The organism is Streptomyces sp. KPB2 (assembly GCF_003950055.1).
Taxonomy (GTDB): Bacteria; Actinomycetota; Actinomycetes; order Streptomycetales; family Streptomycetaceae; genus Streptomyces; species Streptomyces salinarius.
The window spans coordinates 2837236-2861983 of the sequence record NZ_CP034353.1; the positions used below are offsets into that span (position 1 = coordinate 2837236).

Consider the following 24748-nt stretch of genomic DNA (forward strand, 5'->3'; position numbering starts at 1 on the left):
GTCGCTTCGGCATCCGGAGCCGGGAAGGCAGAGCATGAGCACCGACGTCAGCAGTGCGGAGAACGAGGGTGGGGCGACCGTCCGTACCGCGCGCGTGCCCAAGTACTACCGTCTGAAGAAGCATCTGCTCGACATGACCCGGACCCAGACGCCGGGCACACCGGTCCCGCCCGAGCGCACGCTGGCCGCCGAGTTCGACACCTCGCGCACGACGGTGCGCCAGGCCCTGCAGGAGCTGGTCGTGGAGGGCCGCCTGGAGCGCATCCAGGGCAAGGGCACCTTCGTCGCCAAGCCCAAGGTGTCGCAGGCGCTGCAACTCACCTCCTACACCGAGGACATGCGGGCCCAGGGCCTCGAACCCACCTCCCAGCTGCTGGACATCGGTTACATCACCGCCGACGACCGGCTCGCCGGGCTGCTGGACATCACGGCCGGCGGCCGGGTGCTGCGCATCGAGCGGCTGCGCATGGCCAACGGCGAGCCGATGGCGATCGAGACCACCCACCTCAGCGCGAAGCGCTTCCCCGCCCTGCGCCGCTCCCTGGTGAAGTACACGTCCCTCTACACCGCGCTCGCCGAGGTGTACGACGTCCACCTCGCCGAGGCCGAGGAGACCATCGAGACCTCCCTGGCCACCCCGCGCGAGGCCGGCCTGCTCGGCACCGACGTCGGCCTGCCCATGCTGATGCTCTCCCGGCACTCCCAGGACCGCACCGGTCAGCCGGTGGAATGGGTCCGCTCGGTGTACCGGGGCGACCGCTACAAGTTCGTGGCCCGCCTCAAGCGCCCCCAGGACTAGGACCGGCCCGGCACATACCCGGTGATTTCCCCCCACGCACGGGCGCGAAGTTGCGGTTGAGGACCGATATACGGACGAGGTCTTCCGCTGTCTTGACGCCGTCACCTACATTTCGTGCGCACTGCACGAGGTGATCAGCGAGGGGACGGAGCCGCGCATGTCAGAAGACACAGAAGTGAGCAGAGAGCCGGTGGTGACGCCGGTGCGCGTCGTCATCGGGCTCTGTCTCGTCGCACCGTTCGTGGCCATGCTCTGGGTCGGTTCGTACACGAAGACGGACCCGGCCTTCATCGGCATCCCGTTCTTCTACTGGTACCAGATGGCCTGGGTGCTGATCTCCACCCTGCTCACGGTCACCGCGTACAAGCTGTGGCAGCGCGACCAGCGCGGACGCGCCGCCGCCCACTCCGCTCCCGCTGCCTCGAAGGGCGGTGAGTCGCGATGAACGACGGCGTGAACGGCGTCGCACTCGCCGTCTTCATCTTCTTCTTCGTCCTCGTCACCGCCATGGGCTTCATGGCCGCCCGCTGGCGCCGGGCCGAGAACGAGCACAGCCTCGACGAGTGGGGCCTGGGAGGCCGCTCGTTCGGCACCTGGGTCACCTGGTTCCTGCTGGGCGGCGACCTGTACACCGCGTACACCTTCGTGGCCGTCCCGGCGGCGATCTACGCGGCGGGCGCGTCCGGCTTCTTCGCGGTGCCGTACACGATCCTGGTCTATCCGCTGATCTTCACCTTCCTGCCCCGCCTGTGGTCGGTCTCGCACAAGCACGGGTACGTGACGACCTCGGACTTCGTGCGCGGCCGGTTCGGCTCCAAGGGCCTGTCGCTGGCGGTGGCCGTGACCGGCATCCTGGCGACCATGCCGTACATCGCGCTCCAGCTGGTCGGCATCCAGGCCGTCCTCGACGTGATGGGCGTCGGCGGCGGCGAGGACACCAACTGGTTCATCAAGGACCTGCCGCTGCTGATCGCCTTCGGTGTGCTGGCGGCGTACACCTACTCGTCGGGACTGCGGGCGCCCGCGCTGATCGCGTTCGTGAAGGACACGCTGATCTACATCGTCATCGCGGTGGCGATCATCTACATCCCGATCAAGCTGGGCGGCTTCGACGACATCTTCGCGTCGGCGAGCGACAAGTTCACCGAGTCGGGCAAGGGTGGAGTGGTGCCCGACTCGGAGGGCCAGTGGACGTACGCGACGCTGGCGCTCGGTTCGGCACTGGCGCTGTTCATGTACCCGCACTCGATCACCGCCACGCTGTCCTCGCGCAGCCGTGAGGTGATCCGCCGCAACACCACGATCCTGCCGCTGTACTCGCTGATGCTGGGCCTGCTGGCGCTGCTGGGCTTCATGGCGATCGCGGCCGGGGTCAAGGTGGAGAACGGCCAGCTGGCGATCCCGCAGCTGTTCGAGAACATGTTCCCGGACTGGTTCGCGGGCGTGGCCTTCGCGGCGATCGGCATCGGCGCCCTGGTCCCGGCGGCGATCATGTCGATCGCGGCCGCGAACCTCTTCACCCGCAACATCTACAAGGACTTCATCAAGCCGGACGCCACGCCGCAGCAGGAGACCAAGGTCTCCAAGCTGGTGTCGCTGCTGGTGAAGGTGGGCGCGCTGATCTTCGTCCTGGGCATGGACAAAACCGTCGCGATCAACTTCCAGCTGCTGGGCGGCATCTGGATCCTGCAGACCTTCCCGGCCCTGGTCGGCGGCCTGTTCACCCGCTGGTTCCACCGCTGGGCGCTGCTCGGCGGCTGGGCGGTCGGCATGGTCTACGGCACGGTCGCCGCCTACGGTGTCGCCTCGCCGACGCAGAAGCACTTCGGCGGCTCCTCCGACGAGATCCCCGGCATCGGCGAGATCGGCTACATCGGCCTCACCGCCTTCGTGCTGAACGTGCTGGTCACCGTGGTCCTCACCTTCGTCCTGAGGGCGGTCAAGGCGCCCGACGGCGTCGACGAGACCCGGCCGAGCGACTACACGGCGGACGCCGGCGACCCGGGCGTCCAGGTGGAACTGCCGCCGGCCACGGCGGGCAGCTCGCACTAGCGGCGCTCTCTTCAGCGGGCCGTCGGAGAAATCCGGCGGCCCGTCGTCGTGCCCGTGGGGCACACTCGGCGGCATGGACTTCGTGATTCGGCGGGCGGCGGCCGAGGAGTACGACACCCTCGGCGAGATCACCGCGCAGGCCTACCTGCGCGACGGGCTCCTCGACTTCGGGGAGAGCGACTCGTACCTGGACGAGCTGCGAAACGTGGCCAAGCGCGCCGCGGCCGCGGAGGTGCTGGTCGCGGCGGCGGACGGCCGGGTGCTCGGCGGCGTGACCTTCGTGCCGTCCGGCGGCCCCATGGCGGACATCGCGCGTCCCGGCGAGGCCGAGATACGCATGCTCGCCGTCGCCCGCGAGGCGCGCGGCCGCGGGGCGGGCGAGGCCCTGGTGCGGGCCTGCGTGGACCGCGCCCGGACGGTGGCCGGTTGCACGGGCGTCGTGCTGTCGACGCAGGCCGCCATGCGCACCGCGCACCGCCTCTACGAGCGCCTGGGCTTCGTCCGCACGCCCGACCGCGACTGGAATCCCCTGCCGGAGCTGGACGACATCATGCTGCTCGCCTACGAACTGACGCTGTGAACCCGAAGCGGTGAACTGACGCGCTGACACAACATCTGGGGGTGCTGGCGAAGTCCGGCACAAGATGTATGCTCATGCTCGCTGTCGCCGCAGGGGAATCCGGTGCGAATCCGGAACTGTCCCGCAACGGTGTACTTGCGTGCATCCGTACGTCTTCGCACGTGCGCGCACGCCTGTTCAGTCCGAGGACCTGCCGACAGTGCGCCCGGCCGCCCCGGCCCGGGTGCCATACGTCCGGGCCTCGTGGAGTGGGCCGGTGGACGCGACGCCGTGCGCGCTCGTGAGCTGCCCCCTGCCCTCTCCCAGGCCCCGTGCCGAGCGAGGGAGTGCTCCACGTGACCATCGCGCCAGCGGACCCGGCTTCAGCGAAACCGGTGACGGCTCCGGCCGCCCCTGGATCCGCCGACCCCACCACCGGGGAACCCGACGGACCCGGTGCCGCCCTGCTGCGGACCCTGACCGGGCTGACCGCCGACCTCCAGGACGCCGACCCCGGCCGGGTGGCCGCCGCCGCACTGCGCGGCCGGTCCGCCCACGCCGACGAGGCGGAGTTGCGCGAGCTGGCCACCGAGGCGGCCGCCGGTCTGATCTCCGAGGACCCGGTCTACTCCCGGCTGGCCGCCCGCCTGCTGACCATCGGCATCCGCGCCGAGGCCGCCTCCCAGGGCGTCGTGACGTTCACCGACTCGGTCGCCACCGGCCATCGCGAGGGCCTGATCGCCGACCGCACGGCCGCCTTCGTACGGCAGCACGCGGACCGCCTGGACGCGCTGATCGACCCGGACGCCGACGACCGCTTCGGCTACTTCGGACTGCGCACCCTCTACAGCCGCTATCTGCTCCGCCACCCGATCACCCGCAAGGCCGTCGAGACGCCCCAGCACTTCCTGCTCCGGGTCGCCGCCGGACTCGCCGAGGACGACACGGTCCGCGCGGTGGACGAGGTCGCCGCCCTGTACGGCCTGATGAGCCGCCTGGACTACCTCCCCTCCTCCCCCACCCTCTTCAACTCCGGCACCCGGCACGCCCAGATGTCGTCCTGCTACCTCCTGGACTCCCCCAGGGACGAGCTGGACTCCCTGTACGACCGCCTCCACCAGGTGGCCCGCCTCTCCAAGCACGCGGGCGGCATCGGCATCGCCTACTCCCGTGTCCGCGCCCGGGGTTCGCTGATCCGCGGCACCAACGGGCACTCCAACGGCATCGTCCCGTTCCTGAAGACGCTGGACGCCTCGGTGGCGGCCGTGAACCAGGGCGGCCGGCGCAAGGGCGCGGCGGCGGTCTACCTGGAGACCTGGCACGCGGACGTCGAGGAGTTCCTGGAGCTGCGGGACAACACCGGCGAGGACGCCCGCCGTACGCACAACCTGAACCTGGCGCACTGGATCCCGGACGAGTTCATGCGCCGCGTGGACGACGACGGGACCTGGTCGCTGTTCTCCCCCGCCGACGTGCCGGAGCTGACCGACCTGTGGGGCGAGGAGTTCGACGCGGCCTACCGCAGGGCGGAGGAGGCGGGGCTCGCCCGCAGGACGCTGCCCGCCCGTGAGCTGTACGGCCGCATGATGCGCACCCTCGCGCAGACCGGCAACGGCTGGATGACCTTCAAGGACACCGCCAACCGCACGGCCAACCAGACCGCGACCCCCGGCCACGTCGTCCACTCCTCCAACCTCTGCACGGAGATCCTGGAGGTCACCGACGACGGGGAGACGGCGGTCTGCAACCTGGGCTCGGTCAACCTCGGCGCCTTCGTCGACCCCGCGAACGGCGACATGGACTGGGAGCGCCTGGACGCCACCGTCCGCACCGCGGTCACCTTCCTGGACCGGGTCGTCGACATCAACTACTACCCGACCGAGCAGGCGGGCCGCTCCAACGCCCGCTGGCGCCCGGTCGGCCTCGGCGCGATGGGTCTCCAGGACGTCTTCTTCCAGCTCCGGCTGCCCTTCGACTCCCCCGAGGCCAGGGCCCTGTCCACCCGCATCGCCGAGCGGATCATGCTCGCCGCGTACGAGACCTCCGCCGACCTCGCCGAGCGCAACGGCCCGCTGCCGGCCTGGGAGAAGACCCGCACGGCCAAGGGTGTGCTGCACCCGGACCACTACGGCGTCGAGCCCGCCTGGCCGGAGCGCTGGGCCGCCCTGCGCGCGCGCATGGCGACGACCGGGCTGCGCAACTCCCTGCTCCTGGCCATCGCGCCGACCGCGACCATCGCCTCCATCGCCGGTGTCTACGAGTGCATCGAGCCGCAGGTGTCCAACCTGTTCAAGCGCGAGACACTGTCGGGCGAGTTCCTCCAGGTCAACTCCTACCTGGTGGACGACCTCAAGCGGCTCGGCGTGTGGGACGCCCGTACCCGTGAGGCGCTGCGCGAGGCCAACGGCTCGGTGCAGGGCTTCAGCTGGATCCCCGAGGACGTGCGCGCGCTGTACCGCACCGCCTGGGAGATCCCGCAGCGCGGCCTGATCGACATGGCCGCCGCCCGCACCCCGTACCTCGACCAGGCCCAGTCGCTGAACCTGTTCCTGGAGACGCCGACCATCGGCAAGCTCTCCTCGATGTACGCCTACGCCTGGAAGCAGGGCCTGAAGACCACGTACTACCTGCGTTCCCGCCCGGCGACCCGGATCGCCCGCGCCGCGGCCCGAGCCACCGCCCCCGTCCCCGTGCAGGCCGGCCCGGACCCCGAAGCGGTCGCCTGCTCCCTGGAAAACCCCGAGTCCTGCGAGGCCTGCCAGTAATGACCACCGAGACCCCCGCGAACCCCACCACCAAGAACCTGCTCGACCCGGGCTTCGAACTGACCCTGCGCCCCATGCGCTACCCCGACTTCTACGAGCGCTACCGGGACGCCATCAAGAACACCTGGCACGTCGAGGAGGTCGACCTCCACTCGGACGTCGCCGACCTGGCCAAGCTCAGCCCCGAGGAGCAGCACCTGATCGGCCGGCTGGTGGCCTTCTTCGCCACCGGCGACTCGATCGTCGCGAACAACCTGGTGCTGACGCTGTACAAGCACATCAACTCCCCCGAGGCGCGGCTGTACCTGTCCCGCCAGCTCTTCGAGGAGGCCGTCCACGTCCAGTTCTATCTGACGCTCCTCGACACCTACCTGCCCGACCCGGACGACCGGGCCGCCGCCTTCGCGGCCGTGGAGAACATCCCGTCCATCCGGGAGAAGGCCGGGTTCTGCTTCAAGTGGATGGACTCCGTCGAGTCGATCGACCGCCTGGAGACCAAGGCCGACCGGCGCCGCTTCCTGCTGAACCTGATCTGCTTCGCCGCGTGCATCGAGGGCCTGTTCTTCTACGGCGCCTTCGCCTACGTCTACTGGTTCCGCAGCCGTGGCCTGCTGCACGGTCTGGCCACCGGCACCAACTGGGTGTTCCGGGACGAGACCATGCACATGTCCTTCGCGTTCGACGTGGTCGACACCGTGCGCAAGGAGGAGCCGGAGCTGTTCGACGACGCGCTCCGGCAGGAGGTCACCGACATGCTGCGGGAGGCCGTCGAGGCCGAGCTGCAGTTCGCGCGCGACCTGTGCGGTGACGGCCTCCCGGGGATGAACACCGACTCGATGCGGCAGTACCTGGAGTGCGTGGCCGACCAGCGTCTGACGCGGCTCGGCTTCGCCCCGGTGTACGGCTCCGAGAACCCCTTCTCCTTCATGGAGCTGCAGGGTGTTCAGGAGTTGACCAACTTCTTCGAGCGGCGTCCCTCGGCGTACCAGGTGGCGGTGGAGGGCACCGTCGACCTGGACGAGGACTTCTGAGTCTTCCGGGTTTCCTTTCCCTGACCCCTCCCCTCCTGGGCCTCCCTGATCCGGCGGTCGATGCGCCTGTCGCGCACGATGCCGATCACGGAGGGGAGGACCATGAGGACGAGGAGTCCGAAGGTCGCGAGCATTCCGACGAGGCCTTCTATCTGGTTTCCGGTCATGACACCACTGTCGCGCCGGAGACTCCTTACCGTCAGTGGCAGGACTGCCGTAAGACCTCGATTTCCTGCCACCGGCGAGGCACACTGGCGGCATGCTGCAGAACGTGGCGGCCGTCCTGCTGGACGGTGCGCATCCCTTCGAACTAGGCGTGATCTGCGAGGTCTTCGGCATCGACCGGAGCGACGAGGGCCTGCCGGGGTACGACTTCGCGGTGGTCTCCGCGGAGGGCCCCACGCTGGGCACCCACGTCGGCGGGCTGACCGTCTCCACGCCGTACGGTCTGGAGCGGCTGGAGGAGGCCGACCTGATCGCGGTCCCGGCGGGCAGCGACTTCGTCCGCCGGGAGTACCCGCCCGAGCTGCTGGACGCCCTGCGCAGGGCGACGGACCGGGGCACCCGCGTGCTGAGCGTGTGCTCCGGCGTCTTCGTGCTGGGCGCCGCCGGTCTGCTGGACGGGCGGCGGTGCGCGGTGCACTGGCACCACGCGGCCGAGCTGGCCCGGCAGTACCCGCGGGCGCGGGTCGCGCCGGACGTGCTCTACGTCGACGAGGACCCGGTGATCACCTCCGCCGGAACGGCCGCCGGCATCGACGCCTGCCTGCACATCGTGCGCAAGGAGCAGGGGCCGGAGGTCGCCAACCGCATCGCCCGGCGCATGGTGGTGCCGCCGCACCGGGACGGTGGACAGGCGCAGTACATCGAACGGCCGCTGCCGCGCTCCTCCTGCGACACCGTCGGCGAGGTGCTGGCCTGGATGGAACAGCACCTCGACGAGGAGGTCACCGTCGAGCAGCTGGCCGCCCGGGCGCACATGTCCCCGCGCACCTTCGCCCGCCGCTTCCAGCAGGAGACGGGTACGACTCCCTACCGCTGGATCCTGCGCCAGCGGGTGCTGCTGGCCCAGCGGTTGCTGGAGGCGACGGACGAGACGATGGACACGATCGCCTGGCGCGCCGGTTTCGGCACGGCGGCGGCCCTGAGGCACCAGTTCGTCCGGACCCTGGGCACCACCCCGCAGGCCTACCGGCGCACCTTCCGGGGCCCGGAGGCCGCCGCCTGATCCGTCACGGTCGCGTCATCGCGCCACGGGCCTGACCAGCAGGTCGTGCGGGCGCAGCGTGATGCCGACCCGTACCGCGTCGTTGGAGCCCGCCACCTGCTCGAAGCGGTACTTCGTGGCGAGCGCGGCCGTGATCAGCGTGAGCTGGGCCATCGAGAAGTGGTCACTGGGGCACTTCCGCTTGCCCGCGCTGAAAGGCTTCATGGCGTATTTCGGCACATTCTTCGCGCGTTCCGGGAGCCAGCGGTCCGGGTCGAACTCCAGGTTGTGGTCGTACGACTTCGGATCGCGTTGGATTGCGTACGGGCTGTAGATGATGTCCGCACCGGCCGGAATGCGATAGCCACCGAGTTCGCTCTCGGCCACCGCGCGCCGCGTCAATACCCATACGGCCGGACGCAAACGCATGGCCTCCAGGATGACATTGCCGGTGTGCGCGAGCTTGCGGACGTCCTCGAATGCCACGGGGCGCCCTCCGGTCACCGCTTCGACTTCGTCGCGTATGCGGTCGGCATGTTCCGGATGGTCGGCAAGTGCCTGGAGCAACCACATGATCGTGGACGCGATGGTTTCACTGCCCGGGGTGAGTATCGCGACCACCTGGTCGTGGATCTCCTGTTCCCCGATCGGGTCACCATTGTCGTCCTTCGCCTCCAGCAATGCCGTGAGCAAATCGTCCGGCTTTTGACCGGATGCACGGCGCTCGGAGATGATCTCGTCGACCAGCAGATGCAGATCGGCCAACGCGTCGTTGAATCGGCGGTTGGCCGGAATCGGCAGGCGGTACAGCGGTCCGAGCGGGACCACCATGCGCCGGTACATGCCCCGGAAGACGGTGGCGAGCGCGACGCACAGCCGCTCGGCCCGCTCGTCCATGTACTGCCCGCGCAGCAGACAGCGGGCCGCGACGCGCACGGCGACCCGGAAGGACTCGGAGGTCGCGTCGACGGTCTTCCCCGGCTGCCAGCGCTCGGTGAGCGCGTGCGCCTCCTCCTCCATGATCGGCCCGTAGGCGGGGATGGCGTCGAGCCGGAAGGCCGGCTGGATGGTGCGCCGCTGGCGGCGGTGGAGCGGCCCGTTGGCGGTGGCCACGCCCTCCTTGCCGAGCAGGCCCTCCAGCGACTCCCACAGCGGGCCGGCTATGTGGTAGTCGGGGTTCAGGGCGAGGGCGCCGGTCAGCTCCGGGTTGGTGACCGCGTAGACGGTCTTCGGGCCGAGCTTGATGCGCACGATGTCGCCGTGGTCGCGCAGCTGGGACATGAAGGCCAGCGGGTCGCGGGCCAGCCGCCAGCCGTGGCCGAGCAGCGGCACGCCGCCGCCCGCGACGGGCGGTTCGCGCAGCTCCGGTGCTCCGGGTGCCGCGGGTGCGCGGGTTTCGGGGTTGACGGACTCGACGGTCATTTCTCACCTGCCGCTTCGTTGTTGACGTACGGGGGCGTGGACCGGTCGTCCCAGCTGTCGACCATGTACCGGCCGGACTCGTGATGGAACCAGTAGACGGAACTGAACCAGTTCCGCATATTGCCGACGTTGGCCCGCACGGCGCCGCTCAGTTCCTTTCCGCGTACGGTTCCGTCGGCGAGCGAGTCGGCGAACCGTAAGGCGTCCTGCTCCGCGGCGATGAATTCGGTGATGCATTCCTCGACGCGTCGCCGGACTTTTCCGATGGCTTCTTCGAGCGTGAGTGAATGATGGGTGATGAGACTGATGCCGAGATTGTGGACCTCGTCTCCCGCTATTTCCTTCGGCAGTGAGCAGAGGTCGTTGTACCAGGCGGCGAATTCCTGACTCAGCAGCGCCGCCCGGCGATATGCCGGGTGTTTCCGTACGGCGTCCGGGAGTTCGCAGCCCGAACTCGGCTCCAGCAGGTCGGTCCAGATCCAGTGCGCGAAGGTGAGCCGGCGCAGTTCGAGGTACTCCTCGACGCCGGGCACGATTCCGCGGGTGCGGTTGTGGAATTCCCGGTCGTACGCCTCGATCACCGCGTGGAAGTGCCGGGCGAACCGGGCGTTCCAGGTGGCCGGCAGGAAGGCGTAGAGCCGCCGCACACTGTCGGCGAACCCGGCCACCAGGGTGTCCTCGTGGTGCAGGTGGTCACCGGGTGAGTCGAGTGCCGTGTGCAGCCGGGCGCGCAGCCGCCGCCAGGCGCCGGGACGACCGTGGACGATGTCGCGGTCGTGCCGGTCGTCCCAGACGAAGAACCACGCGCTGTAGTCCGCTATCGCCTGCATGACCTCGTCGGGGGCGCCCAGGTAGTAGCCCGCCATGAGGTCCGTGTAGCACAGGCCGTCGGCATATTCCGCGACCTTGTCCGCCGGCATGAGCCGCTTTTCGAGCAGCCAGGCGCGGGTGGCCTCCTGGAGCCTGGGCCAATACGGATGCAGTTGCCGGGGAAATGCCGCCTCGATCACCGGAAGACGAAGCGATGACGGTACTGCGATCGCGGTCGGTGTCGCTGTGGTGCCGTGTGAGAAAGCATGCACGAACAAACCCCTCTCAGCCGCCGGTGGCGCACCCCTCTCCCTGAGCGGGGCGTGCGCCGTTGCGTATCCCCGCACTTCCCATTCAGCACCACAACTGACCGTTCTGGGAACGGATTTGCTTCATTCACTACCCCCCGGTGCCGGAATTCTCCTGTTGTGTGGCGGCTTTCCATGCGCGTGCACAGACGAACGGCGCCGGCTCGGGGGAGACCCGAACAGGCGCCGTACACAAGGGAGATGTGGGGCGGGTGGGGCGGTGTCAGTCGTTCGCGACCACGGGGTAGCGGGGCTCGTTCTCGGCCATCTGCCGCAGCGCGTCCTTGCGTTCGCGCTTGGAGAGCCGGTCGATGTACAGGTACCCGTACAGGTGGTCCGTCTCGTGCTGCAAACACCGGGCGAAGTACCCGGTGCCGCGCACCTTGACGGGGTTGCCCTTCTCGTCCTGCCCGGTCACCTCGGCGTAGTCGGGGCGGGCGAGCGGTGCGTAGGCGGTCGGCACGGACAGGCAGCCCTCGTTGCTGTCGTCCAGGCGACGGCGGTCGGCGGGCAGTTCGACCAGCTTGGGGTTGCAGACGACGCCGACGTGGCGGACGCCCTCGTCGTCGGGGCAGTCGTAGACGAAGACCTTCTTGGAGACGCCGATCTGGTTGGCGGCCAGGCCGACGCCCTCGGCGGTGCGCTGGCTGGCGAACATGTCGGCCACCAGCTGCTGGAACTCCTCGCCGAAGTCCGTGACGTCCTCGCACTCCTTGTGCAGCACCGGGTTGCCGACCACCGTGATCGGGCGCGAGGTGCCGCGCCCGCGCCAGTCGGCCTCACGCTCCTCGCAGTCCTGGGTGTCGACGACGAACCCCTCGTCGTCCACGGGGAGCACGCCAGGGTGCTGCTGATCGGTGTCCTGCTGGGCCATGACCGACGTATGCCTTCCTGGATGAAACCTGCGTGATGCTTGGTACAGGGTACGGTGACGCGCCCCTTCAGGGGCGCGGGCCAGCGTCGATATGCGGCTCCGCCGCGTGGGCGCGACCAGCCACGACGTAGCCGCACTGGAAAGAGAGTCCTCAGCAGACCTCTTCCAGGTCCCGCCAGTCCCGGGAATCGGGGCTGTCCGCGACCCACCCGTCCAGCAGCCCCTTCACCAGCCCCGCCGGCGCGGCCACCCCGCACTCCCGCTCCGGCACCCACAGCTGCCCGTCGGTGCGGTGCCCGAGGGGCCCGGGGTGTCCCGGCTCACTGTGGTCGTGCGGGTCCAGGTGCTCGCCCTCGCCCTCGTCGGACGGCATCCGGGACTCCGAGCACATCCGGCACAGCAGCCGGACGGAGGAGGACCAGTCCTCGGCGGCGAACCCGGCGTCGGCGGCCAGCTGCTCCAGGGCGTCGCGGTCGGCCTCGGTGGCGGCCTCCAGGAGGACCACCCAGGTGGGCACGGGCGACGGCGCCCACAGCTCGATCTCGTCGAAGACGGGGTAGGAGTGCCCGGCGCTGGTCGTCCGCTCCCCGTGCGGCACGCCGTCGTGCAGGACGACCTCGCCCCAGCGCCGGCCCGAGGACGGCAGCGGGATGGACAGCACCTCGACGCGGGCGGGGTCGAGCCGCCGCCCCCACACCACCTCGGCCTCGCCCTCCGGGGAGAGCCGTACGGCCGCGCTGCCGAGGTCCATACCGAGCGGCTCACCGGCGTCCGTGGCGTCCCCCGGGGTGCGCAGCCCGTAGGCCTGCCAGGCCCGGCGGGCCAGCGGCCAGTCCTGCAGGGCGGTCGCGGCGATGCCGACGTTCCACCAGTCGGGCGCGCCGGCGTCCCGGTCGAGCAGCGCGACGGCGCGCAGACCGGCCGCCCTGGCCTGCTCCCAGTCGTGCCGGAACTTGTGCAGCAGCGCCAGGTTGAACCAGGACTCCGACAGCCAGGGCTCCAGGTCCGCCGCCCGCGTGAGCAGCGCGCCCGCGTCCTCGTAGCGACCGTCGCCGATCAGCGTGAACGCGCGGTCGGTGGCCTGCCGCCAGGAGGCGGAGGGCCGGTGCCGTGCCTTGCCGAAGATCCTCACGATTCCCGCCTGCCAGTTCCGTTCAGTGGGCTGGCTGTGCCTTTCGCGCCCCCGGACACCCTCTCCCGGGCATCAAACCACGTACGGCTGCGGAGGCGCTCATTACCCATGGGTTACCCAGCCGAGGGCCCGGTAAGGCTGCCCCGGGAAAGGACCCGGGCCAGCGCTTCCACCACTTCGGGAGCGTAGTCACCGGCGGTGGCCAGACGCAGCTCCTCCAGCGCCGTCAGCACACCGCCGGGGCCCGCGTCCCGCGCCTTCTCCTCGTAGGCGTTCACGACCCGGACGATCCGCGCGGCGACCGGCTGCTCCCGGCACGGGTCGGCCTGCCGCTCCACCACCACCGCGACCGCCGCGTCGACGCCGGTCTGGCGGACGACGGCCCCGCCGAGCAGCGCGATCCGCCGCTGTTCGGTGACGGGCAGGTCCGCGGTGGCGCCCGCCGGGACCGGGTCCACCAGGCTCAGCTGGCCGATGTCGTGCATGAGGGCCGCGTACTCCAGCACGGTCAGCTCGGCCCCGGAAAGCCCCAGGTCCCGCCCGACGGCCACCCCGAGTCCGGCGACGCGGCGGGCGTGCCCGGCCGGGGTGTACCCGGCGATCTCGGTGGCGCGGGCCAGGGAGGCGATGGTCTGCCGGTAGGTGGCCCGGACGGCCGCGTACCGGCGGTAGGAGAGCTGGGCGAGCAGCAGGGGAACGGAGAAGACGGGCAGCGCCCACAGTCCCGCGACGCTCACCGCGAGCGCCATCACCGCGCCGGTCGCGCACACCGCGGAGGTGATCCCGACCATGCCGCGCAGCTCTTCGCGCAGCAGGGGCCCGAAGGGCCAGCCGGTGCGCGCGTGCGCGGGCGCGGCGGCGAGCACGGCGTCGCACAGCGTGGTCAGGGCGAGCAGCGCGATCAGGAGCAGCGCGTAGGCGGGACCGCTCCAGTAGTCGAAGACGCCCTGGTTGGACAGCGGCCGGAAGCACACCGCGGCGAACGCGACGGTGAGTACGCGCCGCGCCAGGTGGTCGAGGACGGGGCCGCTGCCGCGGGCGACGTAGGGCACGCTGCCCAGCAGTGAGGCGGCGAGCACGACGGTGACGGTCTGCGCGACACCGTGGTGCGCGGGCTGCCCGGCGACGTCCCCGAGCAGCGCGTACGCCAGCGCGCCCGCGGCCCCGAGCGGCGCCGCCTCCCGGGCCTCGGTGCCGGTCCGCCGGGTCAGCTCGCCGAGGGCGACGAGGCCCCCGAAAGCGAGCGCCACGGGCCGCTGCACGGGCCCCGAGACCAGTACGGAGGCCAGACACCCGAACGCGAGGAGCCCGGCACAGCCGGGTACGAGAAGCAGCGCCGCCGGAGCCGGGGAACGGTGCTGTCCTCCACTCCCGGGCCCCGGGAACGCGACCGGACGCCCTCGCCGCAGCGGCGGCGACGCGGAGGAGGAAGTGGCCCGCGGCCGGAAGGACGTCACGGCACACCCCCGCCCGCGCGCTCAGCGCCGCGCCCCGCCACCGGGAACCGCCGGCCCGCGGACCCCGTGCACGCACGGACGTCCCACGCCGCCGCGCCCGCCAGGCCCGATCCCCGACCGCGTCCGGCCGGTGCCGTCCCCCGGTCACGCCCCGACCACCAGGCGCACTGGATTAGGCCGACGGCAGGCGTACAACGGGCGCGGCCCGGATGACCGCCCCGGCGAGGACGGCGACCGTCGGGACGGCGGGCCCGCCGGAGGCCGTCCGCCGGCCCCGCACTCACGACCGAACCGAGCCACCCCACGGACCACAGCCCCCAAACCCAACACGCCGGGCGACCACCCCGGCAAAGACGGCAACCTCCCGGACCACAGCCCCGCCGCAGACCCTCCGCACGACCCGCACTCACAACCGAACCGAGCCACCCCACGGGCCACGGACACCGGACCCGGCGCGGGCGGCGGGTCTCCCGGAAGCTCCCCGCAGAGCACGGACGACGAACCGCACCTAGGCGCCCAACGGGTCGCACGCGGCAGACGCGACGCGGGTGGCAGGGCCGGGGGAGGCCCGCCGAGGGCCCCGCGTTCCTCATGACGCCCCCCTGCCGACCCGGTCCCGCGCGCCATCGCCCCCGCCCGGTACCGGGTCGGCGCGGGCCGGTGTGCCGTCCGCCGTCACCGACGGGCGCCAGCCGTGGCGGCCGAGGGCACGGACCAGCGCCCGCACCATCCGCGGATCGAACTGCGCCCCGGCGCACCGCTGGAGCTCCTGCAGCGCCACCGCGACGGGACGTGCTCTGCTGTAGGAGCGCGTGGAGGTCATCGCGTCGAAGGCGTCGGCCACGGCCACCACCCGGGCCGACTCGGGGATCCGGTCGCCGGCCAGTCCGTAGGGGTAGCCGCTGCCGTCCAGCCGTTCGTGGTGGTGGAGGACGGCGGCGCGGGCCTCTCCGAGGAAGCGGATGCCGCGCACCATCTCGTGCCCGTACTCGGGGTGCAGTTCGATCACCCGCCGCTCGTCGGGCGTCAGCGGCCCGTCCTTGCGCAACAGCCGGGTGGGGACGCCGAGCTTGCCCACGTCGTGCAGGATCCCGGCGAAGCGGAGGGTCTCGACGCGTTCGTCGTCCATGCCCAGCTCGCGGGCGATCATCATGGAGGCCTGGCCGACGCGTTCACTGTGGCCGCGCGTGTAGCCGTCCTTGATGTCGACGGCCTGCACCAGCGCCCGGATGGTCGCCTGGTGCGCGGCCCGCTCGCGGTGGTACTGGGCGAAGGCCCACCACGCCACGCACATCGGCAGCAGCACGAGCAGCGCGGCCACCGGACCGTACGGGCTGCGCCACAGGACGGCCATCATCAGCCCGGCGAGCCCGTGCACGGCGATCGGCGCGAGCGACCGGGAGAACAGCCCCCGCCAGGCCCGGCTCGGCGGCACGCGGTCGGCCAGGGTGAGGATCCCGCCGTCCAGGACGGTGAGCACCAGGCAGAACGCGAGGACGGCGGCCCCGGCCGGCACGAGGGCGTACGGGAAGGCGGGCTCCACGACCGCGTCTCGGCCGCCGAGCCGCCAGTGGACGCAGGCGGCGGCCCACACGGCGAGGGTCAACTGCGCGGCCCGCCACACGCGCCGCAGGCCGAACGGCCGCCGGGGCACCGGGGACAGCAGGGCCCCGGGCAGCGCCACGAGCGCGGCGGCGGGCGGCGGCAGCAGGAAGGCACCGGCGAGCAGGACGGGGTAGCAGGTTCCTACGAAGCGGGACCGCGCGACCAGCTCGGAGCCCGCGTACACCCCGGCCAGCAGCAGCACCGCCCACCAGGGCGCGTGCACCGACGGCAGGGGCCGCAGGCACAGCAGGGCGACGAGGGCGACGCAAACGACGTACGCACGCGCGCGTGCGGGTACCGCGTCCATGAGCCCCTCCCCGGCCACGCCTGTAAGGCTCGGAGCCTAGGGCGGCGAAGGGGAGGCCGCGGGCAGATAACCCGCGGATTAGCACGTACGAGTGACGTACGAGTGATGTACGAAGGACTCGCGACGGCTGGAGACGGCTCAGGACTCCTGCGGTGCCGAAGGTGTGGCCGTGACGTCGTGCTCGGGCACGGACTGCCCGGACCGGATCAGGTCCAGCCGTCCCATGACCTTGGAGCGCAGGTCACCCGGCACGTCGTCCTGGCCGCAGCACCGCTTGACCAGCTTCTTCACGGCCTGCTCCAGCCCGTACTTCTCCAGGCAGGGCGAGCACTCCTCGAAGTGGTGCTCGAACTTCACGCAGTCCGAGTCCGGCATCTCTTTGTCGAGGAACTCGTAGAGATGATCGAGGATTTCGCTGCAATCCGTCTCGTGCGGCTCTCCGCAGCTCATGACCCCGAGCCTTTCGCTTCGTTCGACTCTCCGGCGCCGGCGGGGACCAGACCGCGGTCGCGGGCGTAGTCCTCCAGCATGCCGCGCAGCTGACGGCGTCCACGGTGCAGCCGGGACATCACCGTACCGATGGGTGTCCCCATGATGTCCGCGATCTCCTTGTAGGCAAAGCCCTCGACGTCCGCCAGATACACGGCGATACGGAATTCCTCGGGGATCGCCTGGAGCGCCTGCTTCACGTCCGAGTCGGGCAGGTGGTCGAGCGCCTGCGACTCCGCGGAGCGCAGACCCGTCGACATGTGCGACTCGGCACGCGCGAGCTGCCAGTCCTCGATCTCCTCGGCCGCGCTGCGCTGGGGTTCGCGCTGCTTCTTGCGGTACGAGTTGATGAAGGTGTTGGTGAGGATGCGGTACAGCCATGCCTTGAGGTTGGTGCCCTCGCGGAACTGGTGGAAGGACGCGTACGCCTTGGCGTAGGTCTCCTGCACCAGGTCCTCGGCGTCGGCCGGATTACGCGTCATGCGCAGCGCGGCCGAGTACATCTGGTCGAGGAACTCCAGCGCGTCCCGCTCGAAGCGCGCACTGCGCTCGGCGGCCGACTCCGCGCCCGTACCCCGGCCCTCGGGCTGCTCCGCCTGGCCGTGTTCGGTCCCTGCGTCGGTCCCAGTGACCGGACCCACCTCCTCCAGTGTCGTCGTGAAACCGAGAGCGGCCTCACTCGAATCGGAGGATAGACGACGATCCGGTCCGCCCGCCGCCCGAATAGGGGCGGTCTTGGCAGCGTGCAGCACGGTCCAGTCCAGGTCGGCGCGGCTGCTGCGACTCGGGCAGAAGGCTGAACCCATGCGGCGGACTTCCTCTCCTACGGCGTCGGTGCTGATTCTCAGCAACGTATGCACCGCACAACAGCGGCCGTGCGCCGGTCATTCCCGGCCGTTCAGCCGAGTGAGCCGGTCCACTTCAGGACGCCGTCGGTGATCAGCTCCAGCGCCCGTTCCTGGCTGATCTCGGCCCGCTTGGGCACGGCGAAGCCGTGGTCTCCGTACGGCACCTCGACCAGGTCGTAGGTGCCCTCGGGCGCCGCCGGGAACTCCGCCGGTTTGCCGAAGGGGTCGTTGCCGCCCTGGACGACGAGGGTGGGCACCCCGGCCCCGAGCAGCTCGGCGGCGCGGGACTTCTCCGGCTTGCCCGGCGGATGCAGGGGGAAGCTGAGCGCGAGCACGGCGTGGGCGCCCAGTTCGGCCGCGGTGCGGCAGGCGACCCGGGCTCCTGCGCTGCGGCCGCCCGAGATCACCGGCAGGCCGGGCGCGGCGAGCGCGGGCCAGACGCCCCGCCAGCCGGTGTCCAGGGTCTTCGGCGCGGGCGCCAGCTTCTTGCCGGCCACCCGCCAGGGCTGCTCCACGAGGGCGACGCTCACTCCGTGGGCGGGCAGGGCGCCGGCCAGGGCTTGCAGGTCGCGTGCCTCGATGCCGCCGCCGGCGCCGTGGCTCGCGGCGAGGACGAGCCGGGGCCGCCTCGCCCGGTGCCAGGTGATGCGGGCGGGGCCCGCGTCCGTCTCGACCGCCTCTGTCACAACCTCTGTCGCATCCGTCACGTCAGAAGAGTGTGCCCTCTTCCGGTGCCTCCAGCTCCTTGAGCAGCTCCGGCCCGTTGTTGCGGACGTTGCTCACGGCCGTCGAGACGGGGAAGGCCCGCATCAGACCGGTGGGCGGCGGCGCCAGGAGGGAGTTCAGCTCGTCGGGGTCGGTGCGCGCCGGGTCGAGCCAGTCGTCCCAGCGGTCCGGGGTCAGCATCAGCGGCATCCGGGGGTGGATGTCGGCCAGGGCGTGCGGGCCGTCGGCCGGGGCCACGGCGAGCGGCGCGGTCTCGGCCTCGGTGGTGATCACCGAGCACGTCACCCACCAGGCCTGCGGGTGGTCGTCGGGAAGGGTCCGGTCCCGCCAGAACTCGTAGAGCCCGGCCATGGCGAACACGGAGCCGTCGGCGGGCGTGACGAAGTACGGCTGCTTGCGGGGCCGCTTCTTGCGCCCCTCGACCTCCAGGTCCCGCTCCTGCTTGCCGGTGACCCACTCGTAGTAGCCGTCGGCGGGCAGGATGCAGCGCCGGGTGCTGAAGGCACGGCGGTAGGAGGGCTTCTCGTGGACGGTCTCCGCGCGGGCGTTGATCATCCGGGCGCCGCCCTCGGGCGTCTTGGACCAGGAGGGAACGAGTCCCCACTTCAGCTTCCGCAGCTGGCGAACCGGCTTCGGGTCCTCGACGTCCTTCAGAGGACGGTCCAGGACCGCGTAGACCTCCTTGGTGGGGGCCACGTTGTAGTCGGGCTCCAAGCTCTCCTTGGGCTCCCACTTCTCGATCTCGAAGATTCCCGCGAGATCCTCGGGTCGACGACTCGCCGCATACCGTCCGCACATACGTGCCACACTGCCAGACCCCGCGTTTCTACGAGGAGCCCTCCCCGAACATGGACCACCTCGCAACGGCCTCGCTCACCTCCCTGTGGGACGAGGTCTCCGGCACCCAGCCCGATCCCGACCTGTGGGTGGTGATCGCGACCCTGGTGGCCGCGCTCGCCGTCGTCGTGACGCGCGGGTCGTGGCGGATAGCGCGCAACGCGATCACCATCGCCCACGAGGGCGGTCACGGACTGGTGGCCCTGCTGACCGGGCGCACCCTGACCGGGATCACCCTGCACTCGGACACCAGCGGCCTGACCGTGAGCCGGGGCAAGCCGCACGGCCTCGGGATGATCCTCACCGCCGTCGCGGGCTACACCGCTCCCCCGCTGCTCGGGCTCGGTGGCGCCGCGCTGCTGGCGGCGGGGCGCATCACGCTGCTGCTGTGGCTGGCGACGGCGCTGCTCGTGGCCCTGCTGGTGATGGTCCGCAACGCCTACGGGGTGCTGACGGTGGTGGTCACCGGCGGCACGTTCGTCCTGGTGTCCTGGCTGGCCGGGCCGCAGGTGCAGGCGGCGTTCGCGTACGCGGTGGTCTGGTTCCTGCTGCTCGGCGGGGTGCGCCCGGCGTTCGAGCTGCAGGCCAAGCGGGCGCGGGGCGGGGCCGGGGACTCGGACGCGGACCAGCTGGCGCGGCTGACGCACGCGCCGGCGGGGGTGTGGTTCTTCCTCTTCCACGCGGTGTCGCTGTGCTCGCTGATCGGCGGCGGACGCTGGTTGCTGGAGCTGTGAGGCGCGAACCTCCGACGGCGCCCGAGAGGAATCCTCCCGGCGACCGCAGAGGAAACGTCCCGGCGACCGCATATATGCACGGCAAGTGCACTGTCGTAGTTTCGGTCAGGTTTCGCCGCTTTTGATCAAGATCTCCGGCCGTCCCCAGCCATTAAAGTGGGGCCCATGACCGTGAATCCCGCGCACACCGCCCTCTGGCCCGCCCCGCACGCGAGCGGAGCCGTCGACGCGACCGTCCACGTGCCCGGGTCCAAGTCGGTCACCAACCGCGCCCTGGTGCTGGCCGCCCTCGCCTCCGAGCCCGGCTGGCTGCGCCGCCCGCTGCGCTCCCGCGACACCGTGCTGATGGCCGAGGCGCTGCGCGCGATGGGCGTCGAGATCGAGGAGGGCGTCGGCCCGGACGGCACCGGCGAGTTCTGGCGGGTCATCCCCGCGGGCCTGCGCGGCCCGGCCACGGTCGACGTCGGCAACGCCGGCACGGTGATGCGCTTCCTGCCGCCGGTCGCCACGCTCGTCGACGGTCCCGTCCGCTTCGACGGCGACCCGCGTTCGTACGAGCGTCCGCTGCACGGCGTGATCGACGCGCTGCGCGTGCTGGGCGCCCGGATCGACGACGACGGGCGGGGCTCCCTGCCGCTGACCGTGCAGGGCGGCGGCGCCCTGGAGGGCGGCCCGGTCGAGATCGACGCGTCGTCCTCCTCGCAGTTCGTCAGCGCCCTGCTGCTGTCCGGGCCGCGCTTCAACCAGGGCGTCGAGGTGCGCCACACCGGCTCCGCGCTGCCGTCAATGCCGCACATCCGGATGACCGTCGACATGCTGCGCGCGGTCGGCGCCCAGGTCGACACCCCGGAGTCCGGCGGCGAGCCGAACGTGTGGCGGGTCACGTCGGGCGCCCTGCTCGGCCGGGACCTGACGATCGAGCCGGACCTGTCCAACGCCCAGCCGTTCCTGGCGGCGGCGCTGGTGACCGGCGGCAAGGTCCTGATCCCCGACTGGCCGTCCCGCACCACCCAGCCCGGGGACCGGCTGCGCGAGATCTTCACCGAGATGGGCGGCTCCTGCGAACTGACGGACTTCGGGCTCGTGTTCACGGGATCGGGCACGATCCACGGCATCGACGTCGACCTCGGCGAGGTCGGCGAGCTGACCCCGGGCATCGCGGCCGTCGCCGCCCTGGCGGACTCCCCCTCGACGCTGCGGGGCGTGGCCCATCTGCGGCTGCACGAGACGGACCGGCTGGCCGCGCTCACCAAGGAGATCAACGAACTCGGCGGTGACGTCACCGAGACCGCCGACGGCCTGCACATCCGCCCGCGCCGGCTGCACGGCGGCGTGTTCCACACCTACGAGGACCACCGCATGGCCACCGCCGGCGCCGTCATCGGCCTCGCGGTCGAGGGCGTGCAGATCGAGAACGTGGCGACCACCGCCAAGACCCTGCCCGACTTCCCCGACCTGTGGACCGGGATGCTCGGGGCGTAGGGACGGTTCGCCATGCGCCGCTACGGCAAGCACACCGACGAGGACGACATCCGCACCCGCCCGAACCGCAAGGGCAACCGGCCTCGCACCCACATCCGCCCCAAGCACGAGGACGCAGCCGCGGGCCTGGTCCTGACGGTGGACCGCGGCCGGCTGACCTGTCTGGTCGAGGACCGGGTCGTCATGGCGATGAAGGCCCGTGAACTGGGCCGCAAGGCCGCGGTGGTCGGCGACCGGGTGGCCCTGGTCGGCGATCTGTCCGGCAAGAAGGACACCCTCGCGCGCATCGTCCGCATCGAGGAGCGCACGTCGGTACTGCGCCGTACCGCGGACGACGACGACCCGTACGAGCGCGTCGTCGTCGCCAACGCCGACCAGCTCGCCATCGTCACCGCCCTCGCCGATCCCGAGCCGCGCCCCCGCCTCATCGACCGCTGCCTGGTCGCGGCGTTCGACGGCGGCCTCACCCCGCTGCTGGTGATGACCAAGTCGGACCTGGCACCGCCGGACGAACTCCTGGAGCTGTACGGCGCCTTGGACATCCCGTACGTCGTCACCAGCCGCGATGAGCTGGAGAACGGCGCCGCCGCGGACCTCGTGCGCGAGCACCTGGACGGCAGGATCACCGCCTTCGTCGGCCACTCCGGCGTCGGCAAGACGACCCTGGTCAACACCCTGGTGCCGGAGGACCGCCGCCGGGTGACGGGGCACGTCAACGCGGTGACGGGGCGCGGCCGGCACACCACGACCTCGGCGCTCGCCCTGCCGCTGTCCTCGGCGGAGGGCGGCTGGGTCGTCGACACCCCGGGCGTACGGTCGTTCGGGCTGGCGCACATCGACCCGTCCCGGGTGATCAACGCCTTCCCCGACCTGGTGCCGGGCACCGAGGGCTGCCCGCGCGCGTGCAGTCACGACGAGCCCGACTGCGCGCTGGACGACTGGGTCGCCGAGGGGCACGCCGACCCGGCCCGGCTGTACTCCCTGCGCCGGCTGCTGTCGACACGGGAACGCAAGGAAGGCGACTGACCACCGCGTTGTTTGCCATGCGCTGCGGCCGGTAAGTGCATAATCGCACCAAGCCGCAACCAAGCCCGAGCAAAACCCGGCGAAGTCCTTGCCCGACGAAGTCGTTTGCCGGACGAAGTCGTTTGCCGGGCGGGGGCTTTGCCGGACGAAGCCACTGATCGACACCTGATCGACACCGATCGACACAGCGGTCACGGTACGGGACTACGGGAGGACGAGACATGGCGTGGCTGCTGGTCATAGTGGCCGGAGTGCTCGAGACCGGCTTCGCCGTCTGTCTGAAGCTCTCGCACGGATTCACCCGGCTCTGGCCCACCATCGCCTTCTGCGCCTTCGCGCTGGGCAGTTTCGGCCTGCTGACCATGTCCCTCAAGAAGCTCGACGTCGGTCCCGCCTACGCGGTGTGGACCGGCATCGGCGCGGCGGGCACCGCCATCTACGGCATGGTCTTCCTCGGCGACCTGGTCTCGACCCTGAAGATCGTCTCGATCAGCCTCGTCATCATCGGCGTGATCGGGCTGCAGCTGTCGGGCTCGGCCCACTGAGCCGAGCGCCGCTACGCCGTCGGCCGGGGAGGCAGGGCGGCGCGCAGCAGGTCGGCCACCCCGCCCCGGGCCGGCGGCGCCGCGACGCAGGAGAGGGCGAGCCGGACGGCCAGTTCGCAGGAGCGGGCCAGTTCGGCGACGTCCGGCGGCGGAGCCGGGCCCGCGGCGTGGAGCACGGCCACGGCGCGGTCGCGGACGAGGCCCACGAAGTCGCCGGGCGAGGGCAGCGGACCGTCGGCCCGCCGCTGGGCCGGCACGGCGGAGGAGGAGGGCACCGCCGTCAGGGCCGGCGAGGGCAGCCGCTCGCTCCAGCAACCGGTGAGCATGGCCCGGACCAGGGCGTTGTCGTGAGCCGCCGCCATCATCCACTCGGCGGTCGCGGCGAGCCGCTCGCAGGGGTCGCCGGCCCCGGACAGCGCCCGGTCCACTCCGGCGAGATAGCCGTCGGCCTCGCGCCTGACCAGCGCCCGGGCGAGGCCCTCCTTGCTGCCGAACTCGTTGTAGAGCGTCTGCCGGGACACCCCGGCGGAGGCGGCCACGTCCACCATCCGCACGGCGGACCACGGCCGGCGCGCCAACGCCGTACGGGCGGCGTCGAGCAGGGACTCCCGGGCTGCAGGCACCCTCGCCTCCCTCGGGCCGAGCGACTTGCTGCCAGTCATGCCGAGCGACTCGCTGCCAGATTTGACGGGTATGGGGGCACTGTCAAGGGTTCTCGCACCCGCTGAGCGGCGTCCCCGCACTGCCTTCCCGCGCTCCGCCACGCCCGCCAAACCCCTGGTGGCCCCGGCCCGCCCGGGACAGATAGCGTGACGGCATGCCCGATTACCTCGACGACCTCCGCCTCGCCCACGTGCTAGCCGACGCCGCCGACGCCGCGACGATGGACCGCTTCAAGGCCCTCGACCTGAAGGTCGAGACGAAGCCGGACATGACCCCGGTGAGCGAGGCGGACAAGGCCGCCGAGGAACTCATCCGCGGTCACCTCGCCCGCGCCCGCCCCCGTGACTCGGTCCACGGCGAGGAGTTCGGCGTGGCGGGCACCGGCCCGCGCCGCTGGGTGATCGACCCGATCGACGGCACCAAGAACTACGTGCGGGGCGTCCCCGTCTGGGCCACCCTCATCGCGCTGATGGAGGCGAAGGAGGGCGGCTACCAGCCGGTCGTCGGCCTCGTCTCGGCGCCCGCCCTCGGCCGTCGCTGGTGGGCGGTGCAGGACCACGGCGCGTTCACCGGCCGCAGCCTGACCTCGGCCTCCCGGCTCCACGTCTCCCAGGTCTCCACGCTCTCCGACGCCTCCTTCGCGTACTCCTCGCTGAGCGGCTGGGAGGAGCAGGGCCGCCTCGACGGCTTCCTCGACCTGACCCGCGAGGTGTGGCGCACGCGCGCGTACGGCGACTTCTGGCCGTACATGATGGTCGCCGAGGGCTCGGTCGACATCTGCGCCGAACCCGAGCTCTCCCTCTGGGACATGGCGGCGAACGCGATCATCGTCACGGAGGCCGGCGGCACCTTCACCGGCCTCGACGGCCGCCCCGGCCCGCACAGCGGCAACGCGGCGGCGTCGAACGGCCGGCTCCACGACGAGTTGCTCGGGTATCTCAACCAGCGCTACTGAGCGCCCGCCGACTCGCCCTCCGCGCCCCCTTGTTGACCCCTGCTTTACCTGCCACTCTGAGAGTTCCCCCACTTGTGAACTTGTGAATCCATGAACTAACTCATGGATCACCGGC

24 protein-coding genes and 1 riboswitch are annotated in these 24748 nt (G+C 71.2%); of the genes, 12 read left to right on the plus strand and 12 right to left on the minus strand.

Annotation, left to right across the window (positions count from 1 at the left end; genetic code table 11):
* Nucleotides 1-34: 34 nt before the first annotated feature.
* From D1J63_RS12215 to D1J63_RS12240, 6 genes are all read left to right on the plus strand, one after another.
* Complete coding sequence (locus tag D1J63_RS12215) at nucleotides 35-799, plus strand: GntR family transcriptional regulator (RefSeq protein WP_003973740.1); 765 nt, start codon at nucleotides 35-37, stop codon at nucleotides 797-799.
* Between the two features lie 157 nt (nucleotides 800-956).
* Nucleotides 957-1244, plus strand: coding sequence for a DUF3311 domain-containing protein (locus tag D1J63_RS12220; protein WP_164712812.1), 288 nt, complete (start codon nucleotides 957-959; stop codon nucleotides 1242-1244).
* On the plus strand, nucleotides 1241-2851 hold the full coding sequence (locus D1J63_RS12225) for a sodium:solute symporter family protein (protein WP_125628909.1): 1611 nt from the start codon (nucleotides 1241-1243) through the stop codon (nucleotides 2849-2851). The genes D1J63_RS12220 and D1J63_RS12225 overlap by 4 nt, the downstream gene beginning before the upstream one ends.
* 73 nt (nucleotides 2852-2924) lie before the next feature.
* The gene (locus D1J63_RS12230) at nucleotides 2925-3431 is read left to right on the plus strand and encodes a GNAT family N-acetyltransferase (RefSeq protein WP_102930972.1); all 507 of its coding nucleotides are present in this window, start codon (nucleotides 2925-2927) and stop codon (nucleotides 3429-3431) included.
* Nucleotides 3432-3524: 93 nt separating this feature from the next.
* A riboswitch (cobalamin riboswitch) is annotated at nucleotides 3525-3622 on the plus strand.
* Between the two features lie 144 nt (nucleotides 3623-3766).
* Nucleotides 3767-6175: a ribonucleoside-diphosphate reductase subunit alpha gene (locus D1J63_RS12235; protein ID WP_125628910.1), complete on the plus strand. Its 2409-nt coding sequence runs from the start codon at nucleotides 3767-3769 to the stop codon at nucleotides 6173-6175.
* Nucleotides 6175-7206, plus strand: a complete 1032-nt coding sequence (locus D1J63_RS12240; protein WP_102930970.1) for a ribonucleotide-diphosphate reductase subunit beta — start codon at nucleotides 6175-6177, stop codon at nucleotides 7204-7206. The genes D1J63_RS12235 and D1J63_RS12240 overlap by 1 nt, the downstream gene beginning before the upstream one ends.
* Here the strand turns inward: D1J63_RS12240 and D1J63_RS37145 are convergent.
* On the minus strand, nucleotides 7119-7373 hold the full coding sequence (locus tag D1J63_RS37145) for a hypothetical protein (protein ID WP_125628911.1): 255 nt from the start codon (nucleotides 7371-7373) through the stop codon (nucleotides 7119-7121). The genes D1J63_RS12240 and D1J63_RS37145 overlap by 88 nt on opposite strands.
* A 92-nt stretch (nucleotides 7374-7465) precedes the next feature.
* Here D1J63_RS37145 and D1J63_RS12250 point away from each other — a divergent pair, with 92 nt between their 5' ends.
* Nucleotides 7466-8434: a helix-turn-helix domain-containing protein gene (locus tag D1J63_RS12250; RefSeq protein ID WP_125628912.1), complete on the plus strand. Its 969-nt coding sequence runs from the start codon at nucleotides 7466-7468 to the stop codon at nucleotides 8432-8434.
* A 15-nt stretch (nucleotides 8435-8449) separates the two neighbouring features.
* On the opposite strand, the gene D1J63_RS12255 is transcribed toward D1J63_RS12250, so the two are convergent.
* The 10 genes from D1J63_RS12255 to D1J63_RS12300 form a co-directional block, all read right to left on the minus strand.
* Nucleotides 8450-9835, minus strand: a complete 1386-nt coding sequence (locus D1J63_RS12255; protein ID WP_125628913.1) for a cytochrome P450 — start codon at nucleotides 9833-9835, stop codon at nucleotides 8450-8452.
* Nucleotides 9832-10917 (minus strand): epi-isozizaene synthase, encoded by a 1086-nt coding sequence (cyc1, locus tag D1J63_RS12260; RefSeq protein WP_125628914.1) that lies wholly within the window; start codon nucleotides 10915-10917, stop codon nucleotides 9832-9834. Before cyc1 ends, D1J63_RS12255 begins: the two co-directional genes overlap by 4 nt.
* A gap of 259 nt (nucleotides 10918-11176) precedes the next feature.
* Nucleotides 11177-11827 carry a peptide deformylase gene (gene def, locus D1J63_RS12265; protein WP_087807313.1) on the minus strand — a complete coding sequence of 217 codons (651 nt, stop codon included), beginning with the start codon at nucleotides 11825-11827 and terminating at the stop codon, nucleotides 11177-11179.
* 151 nt (nucleotides 11828-11978) lie between these two features.
* Nucleotides 11979-12959, minus strand: coding sequence for a hypothetical protein (locus tag D1J63_RS12270; protein WP_102930966.1), 981 nt, complete (start codon nucleotides 12957-12959; stop codon nucleotides 11979-11981).
* 113 nt (nucleotides 12960-13072) lie between these two features.
* The gene (locus D1J63_RS12275; RefSeq protein WP_125635414.1) at nucleotides 13073-14293 is read right to left on the minus strand and encodes a metal-dependent phosphohydrolase; all 1221 of its coding nucleotides are present in this window, start codon (nucleotides 14291-14293) and stop codon (nucleotides 13073-13075) included.
* A gap of 712 nt (nucleotides 14294-15005) precedes the next feature.
* On the minus strand, nucleotides 15006-16328 hold the full coding sequence (locus D1J63_RS12280) for an HD-GYP domain-containing protein (RefSeq protein WP_125628915.1): 1323 nt from the start codon (nucleotides 16326-16328) through the stop codon (nucleotides 15006-15008).
* Between the two features lie 138 nt (nucleotides 16329-16466).
* Nucleotides 16467-16778 (minus strand): mycothiol system anti-sigma-R factor, encoded by a 312-nt coding sequence (gene rsrA / locus D1J63_RS12285; RefSeq protein ID WP_102928303.1) that lies wholly within the window; start codon nucleotides 16776-16778, stop codon nucleotides 16467-16469.
* A complete protein-coding gene (sigR, locus tag D1J63_RS12290; RefSeq protein WP_102928304.1) occupies nucleotides 16775-17458 on the minus strand; it encodes an RNA polymerase sigma factor SigR in 684 nt (227 codons plus the stop codon). Before sigR ends, rsrA begins: the two co-directional genes overlap by 4 nt.
* A gap of 257 nt (nucleotides 17459-17715) precedes the next feature.
* Complete coding sequence (locus D1J63_RS12295) at nucleotides 17716-18351, minus strand: alpha/beta family hydrolase (protein WP_125635416.1); 636 nt, start codon at nucleotides 18349-18351, stop codon at nucleotides 17716-17718.
* A 22-nt stretch (nucleotides 18352-18373) separates the two neighbouring features.
* A complete protein-coding gene (locus D1J63_RS12300; RefSeq protein WP_125628916.1) occupies nucleotides 18374-19189 on the minus strand; it encodes an SOS response-associated peptidase in 816 nt (271 codons plus the stop codon).
* A 50-nt stretch (nucleotides 19190-19239) separates the two neighbouring features.
* Between D1J63_RS12300 and D1J63_RS12305 the strand changes: the two genes are divergently transcribed.
* From D1J63_RS12305 to D1J63_RS12320, 4 genes are all read left to right on the plus strand, one after another.
* Nucleotides 19240-19962 carry a M50 family metallopeptidase gene (locus tag D1J63_RS12305; protein ID WP_125628917.1) on the plus strand — a complete coding sequence of 241 codons (723 nt, stop codon included), beginning with the start codon at nucleotides 19240-19242 and terminating at the stop codon, nucleotides 19960-19962.
* 165 nt (nucleotides 19963-20127) lie between these two features.
* Nucleotides 20128-21444 (plus strand): 3-phosphoshikimate 1-carboxyvinyltransferase, encoded by a 1317-nt coding sequence (aroA, locus tag D1J63_RS12310; RefSeq protein WP_102928308.1) that lies wholly within the window; start codon nucleotides 20128-20130, stop codon nucleotides 21442-21444.
* 12 nt (nucleotides 21445-21456) lie between these two features.
* A complete protein-coding gene (rsgA, locus tag D1J63_RS12315; RefSeq protein WP_125628918.1) occupies nucleotides 21457-22470 on the plus strand; it encodes a ribosome small subunit-dependent GTPase A in 1014 nt (337 codons plus the stop codon).
* A gap of 221 nt (nucleotides 22471-22691) precedes the next feature.
* Nucleotides 22692-23015 (plus strand): multidrug efflux SMR transporter, encoded by a 324-nt coding sequence (locus D1J63_RS12320; RefSeq protein ID WP_030400671.1) that lies wholly within the window; start codon nucleotides 22692-22694, stop codon nucleotides 23013-23015.
* 11 nt (nucleotides 23016-23026) lie between these two features.
* On the opposite strand, the gene D1J63_RS12325 is transcribed toward D1J63_RS12320, so the two are convergent.
* Nucleotides 23027-23638, minus strand: a complete 612-nt coding sequence (locus D1J63_RS12325) for a TetR/AcrR family transcriptional regulator (RefSeq protein ID WP_125628919.1) — start codon at nucleotides 23636-23638, stop codon at nucleotides 23027-23029.
* Nucleotides 23639-23832: 194 nt separating this feature from the next.
* Between D1J63_RS12325 and hisN the strand changes: the two genes are divergently transcribed.
* Nucleotides 23833-24633 carry a histidinol-phosphatase gene (hisN, locus tag D1J63_RS12330; protein ID WP_125628920.1) on the plus strand — a complete coding sequence of 267 codons (801 nt, stop codon included), beginning with the start codon at nucleotides 23833-23835 and terminating at the stop codon, nucleotides 24631-24633.
* Nucleotides 24634-24748 lie beyond the last annotated feature (115 nt).

What these genes read in the sequence shown, in the direction of transcription:
- rsgA (WP_125628918.1), top strand. Translation starts at nt 21,457, where the DNA reads ATGCGCCGCTACGGCAAGCACACCGACGAGGACGACATCCGCACCCGC.
- aroA (WP_102928308.1), top strand. Translation starts at nt 20,128, where the DNA reads ATGACCGTGAATCCCGCGCACACCGCCCTCTGGCCCGCCCCGCACGCG.
- D1J63_RS12305 (WP_125628917.1), top strand. Translation starts at nt 19,240, where the DNA reads ATGGACCACCTCGCAACGGCCTCGCTCACCTCCCTGTGGGACGAGGTC.
- D1J63_RS12300 (WP_125628916.1), bottom strand. Translation starts at nt 19,189, where the DNA reads ATGTGCGGACGGTATGCGGCGAGTCGTCGACCCGAGGATCTCGCGGGA.
- D1J63_RS12230 (WP_102930972.1), top strand. Translation starts at nt 2,925, where the DNA reads ATGGACTTCGTGATTCGGCGGGCGGCGGCCGAGGAGTACGACACCCTC.
- def (WP_087807313.1), bottom strand. Translation starts at nt 11,827, where the DNA reads ATGGCCCAGCAGGACACCGATCAGCAGCACCCTGGCGTGCTCCCCGTG.
- hisN (WP_125628920.1), top strand. Translation starts at nt 23,833, where the DNA reads ATGCCCGATTACCTCGACGACCTCCGCCTCGCCCACGTGCTAGCCGAC.
- D1J63_RS12320 (WP_030400671.1), top strand. Translation starts at nt 22,692, where the DNA reads ATGGCGTGGCTGCTGGTCATAGTGGCCGGAGTGCTCGAGACCGGCTTC.
- D1J63_RS12255 (WP_125628913.1), bottom strand. Translation starts at nt 9,835, where the DNA reads ATGACCGTCGAGTCCGTCAACCCCGAAACCCGCGCACCCGCGGCACCC.
- D1J63_RS12250 (WP_125628912.1), top strand. Translation starts at nt 7,466, where the DNA reads ATGCTGCAGAACGTGGCGGCCGTCCTGCTGGACGGTGCGCATCCCTTC.
- D1J63_RS37145 (WP_125628911.1), bottom strand. Translation starts at nt 7,373, where the DNA reads ATGACCGGAAACCAGATAGAAGGCCTCGTCGGAATGCTCGCGACCTTC.
- D1J63_RS12220 (WP_164712812.1), top strand. Translation starts at nt 957, where the DNA reads ATGTCAGAAGACACAGAAGTGAGCAGAGAGCCGGTGGTGACGCCGGTG.
- rsrA (WP_102928303.1), bottom strand. Translation starts at nt 16,778, where the DNA reads ATGAGCTGCGGAGAGCCGCACGAGACGGATTGCAGCGAAATCCTCGAT.
- D1J63_RS12240 (WP_102930970.1), top strand. Translation starts at nt 6,175, where the DNA reads ATGACCACCGAGACCCCCGCGAACCCCACCACCAAGAACCTGCTCGAC.
- D1J63_RS12215 (WP_003973740.1), top strand. Translation starts at nt 35, where the DNA reads ATGAGCACCGACGTCAGCAGTGCGGAGAACGAGGGTGGGGCGACCGTC.
- D1J63_RS12280 (WP_125628915.1), bottom strand. Translation starts at nt 16,328, where the DNA reads ATGGACGCGGTACCCGCACGCGCGCGTGCGTACGTCGTTTGCGTCGCC.
- D1J63_RS12225 (WP_125628909.1), top strand. Translation starts at nt 1,241, where the DNA reads ATGAACGACGGCGTGAACGGCGTCGCACTCGCCGTCTTCATCTTCTTC.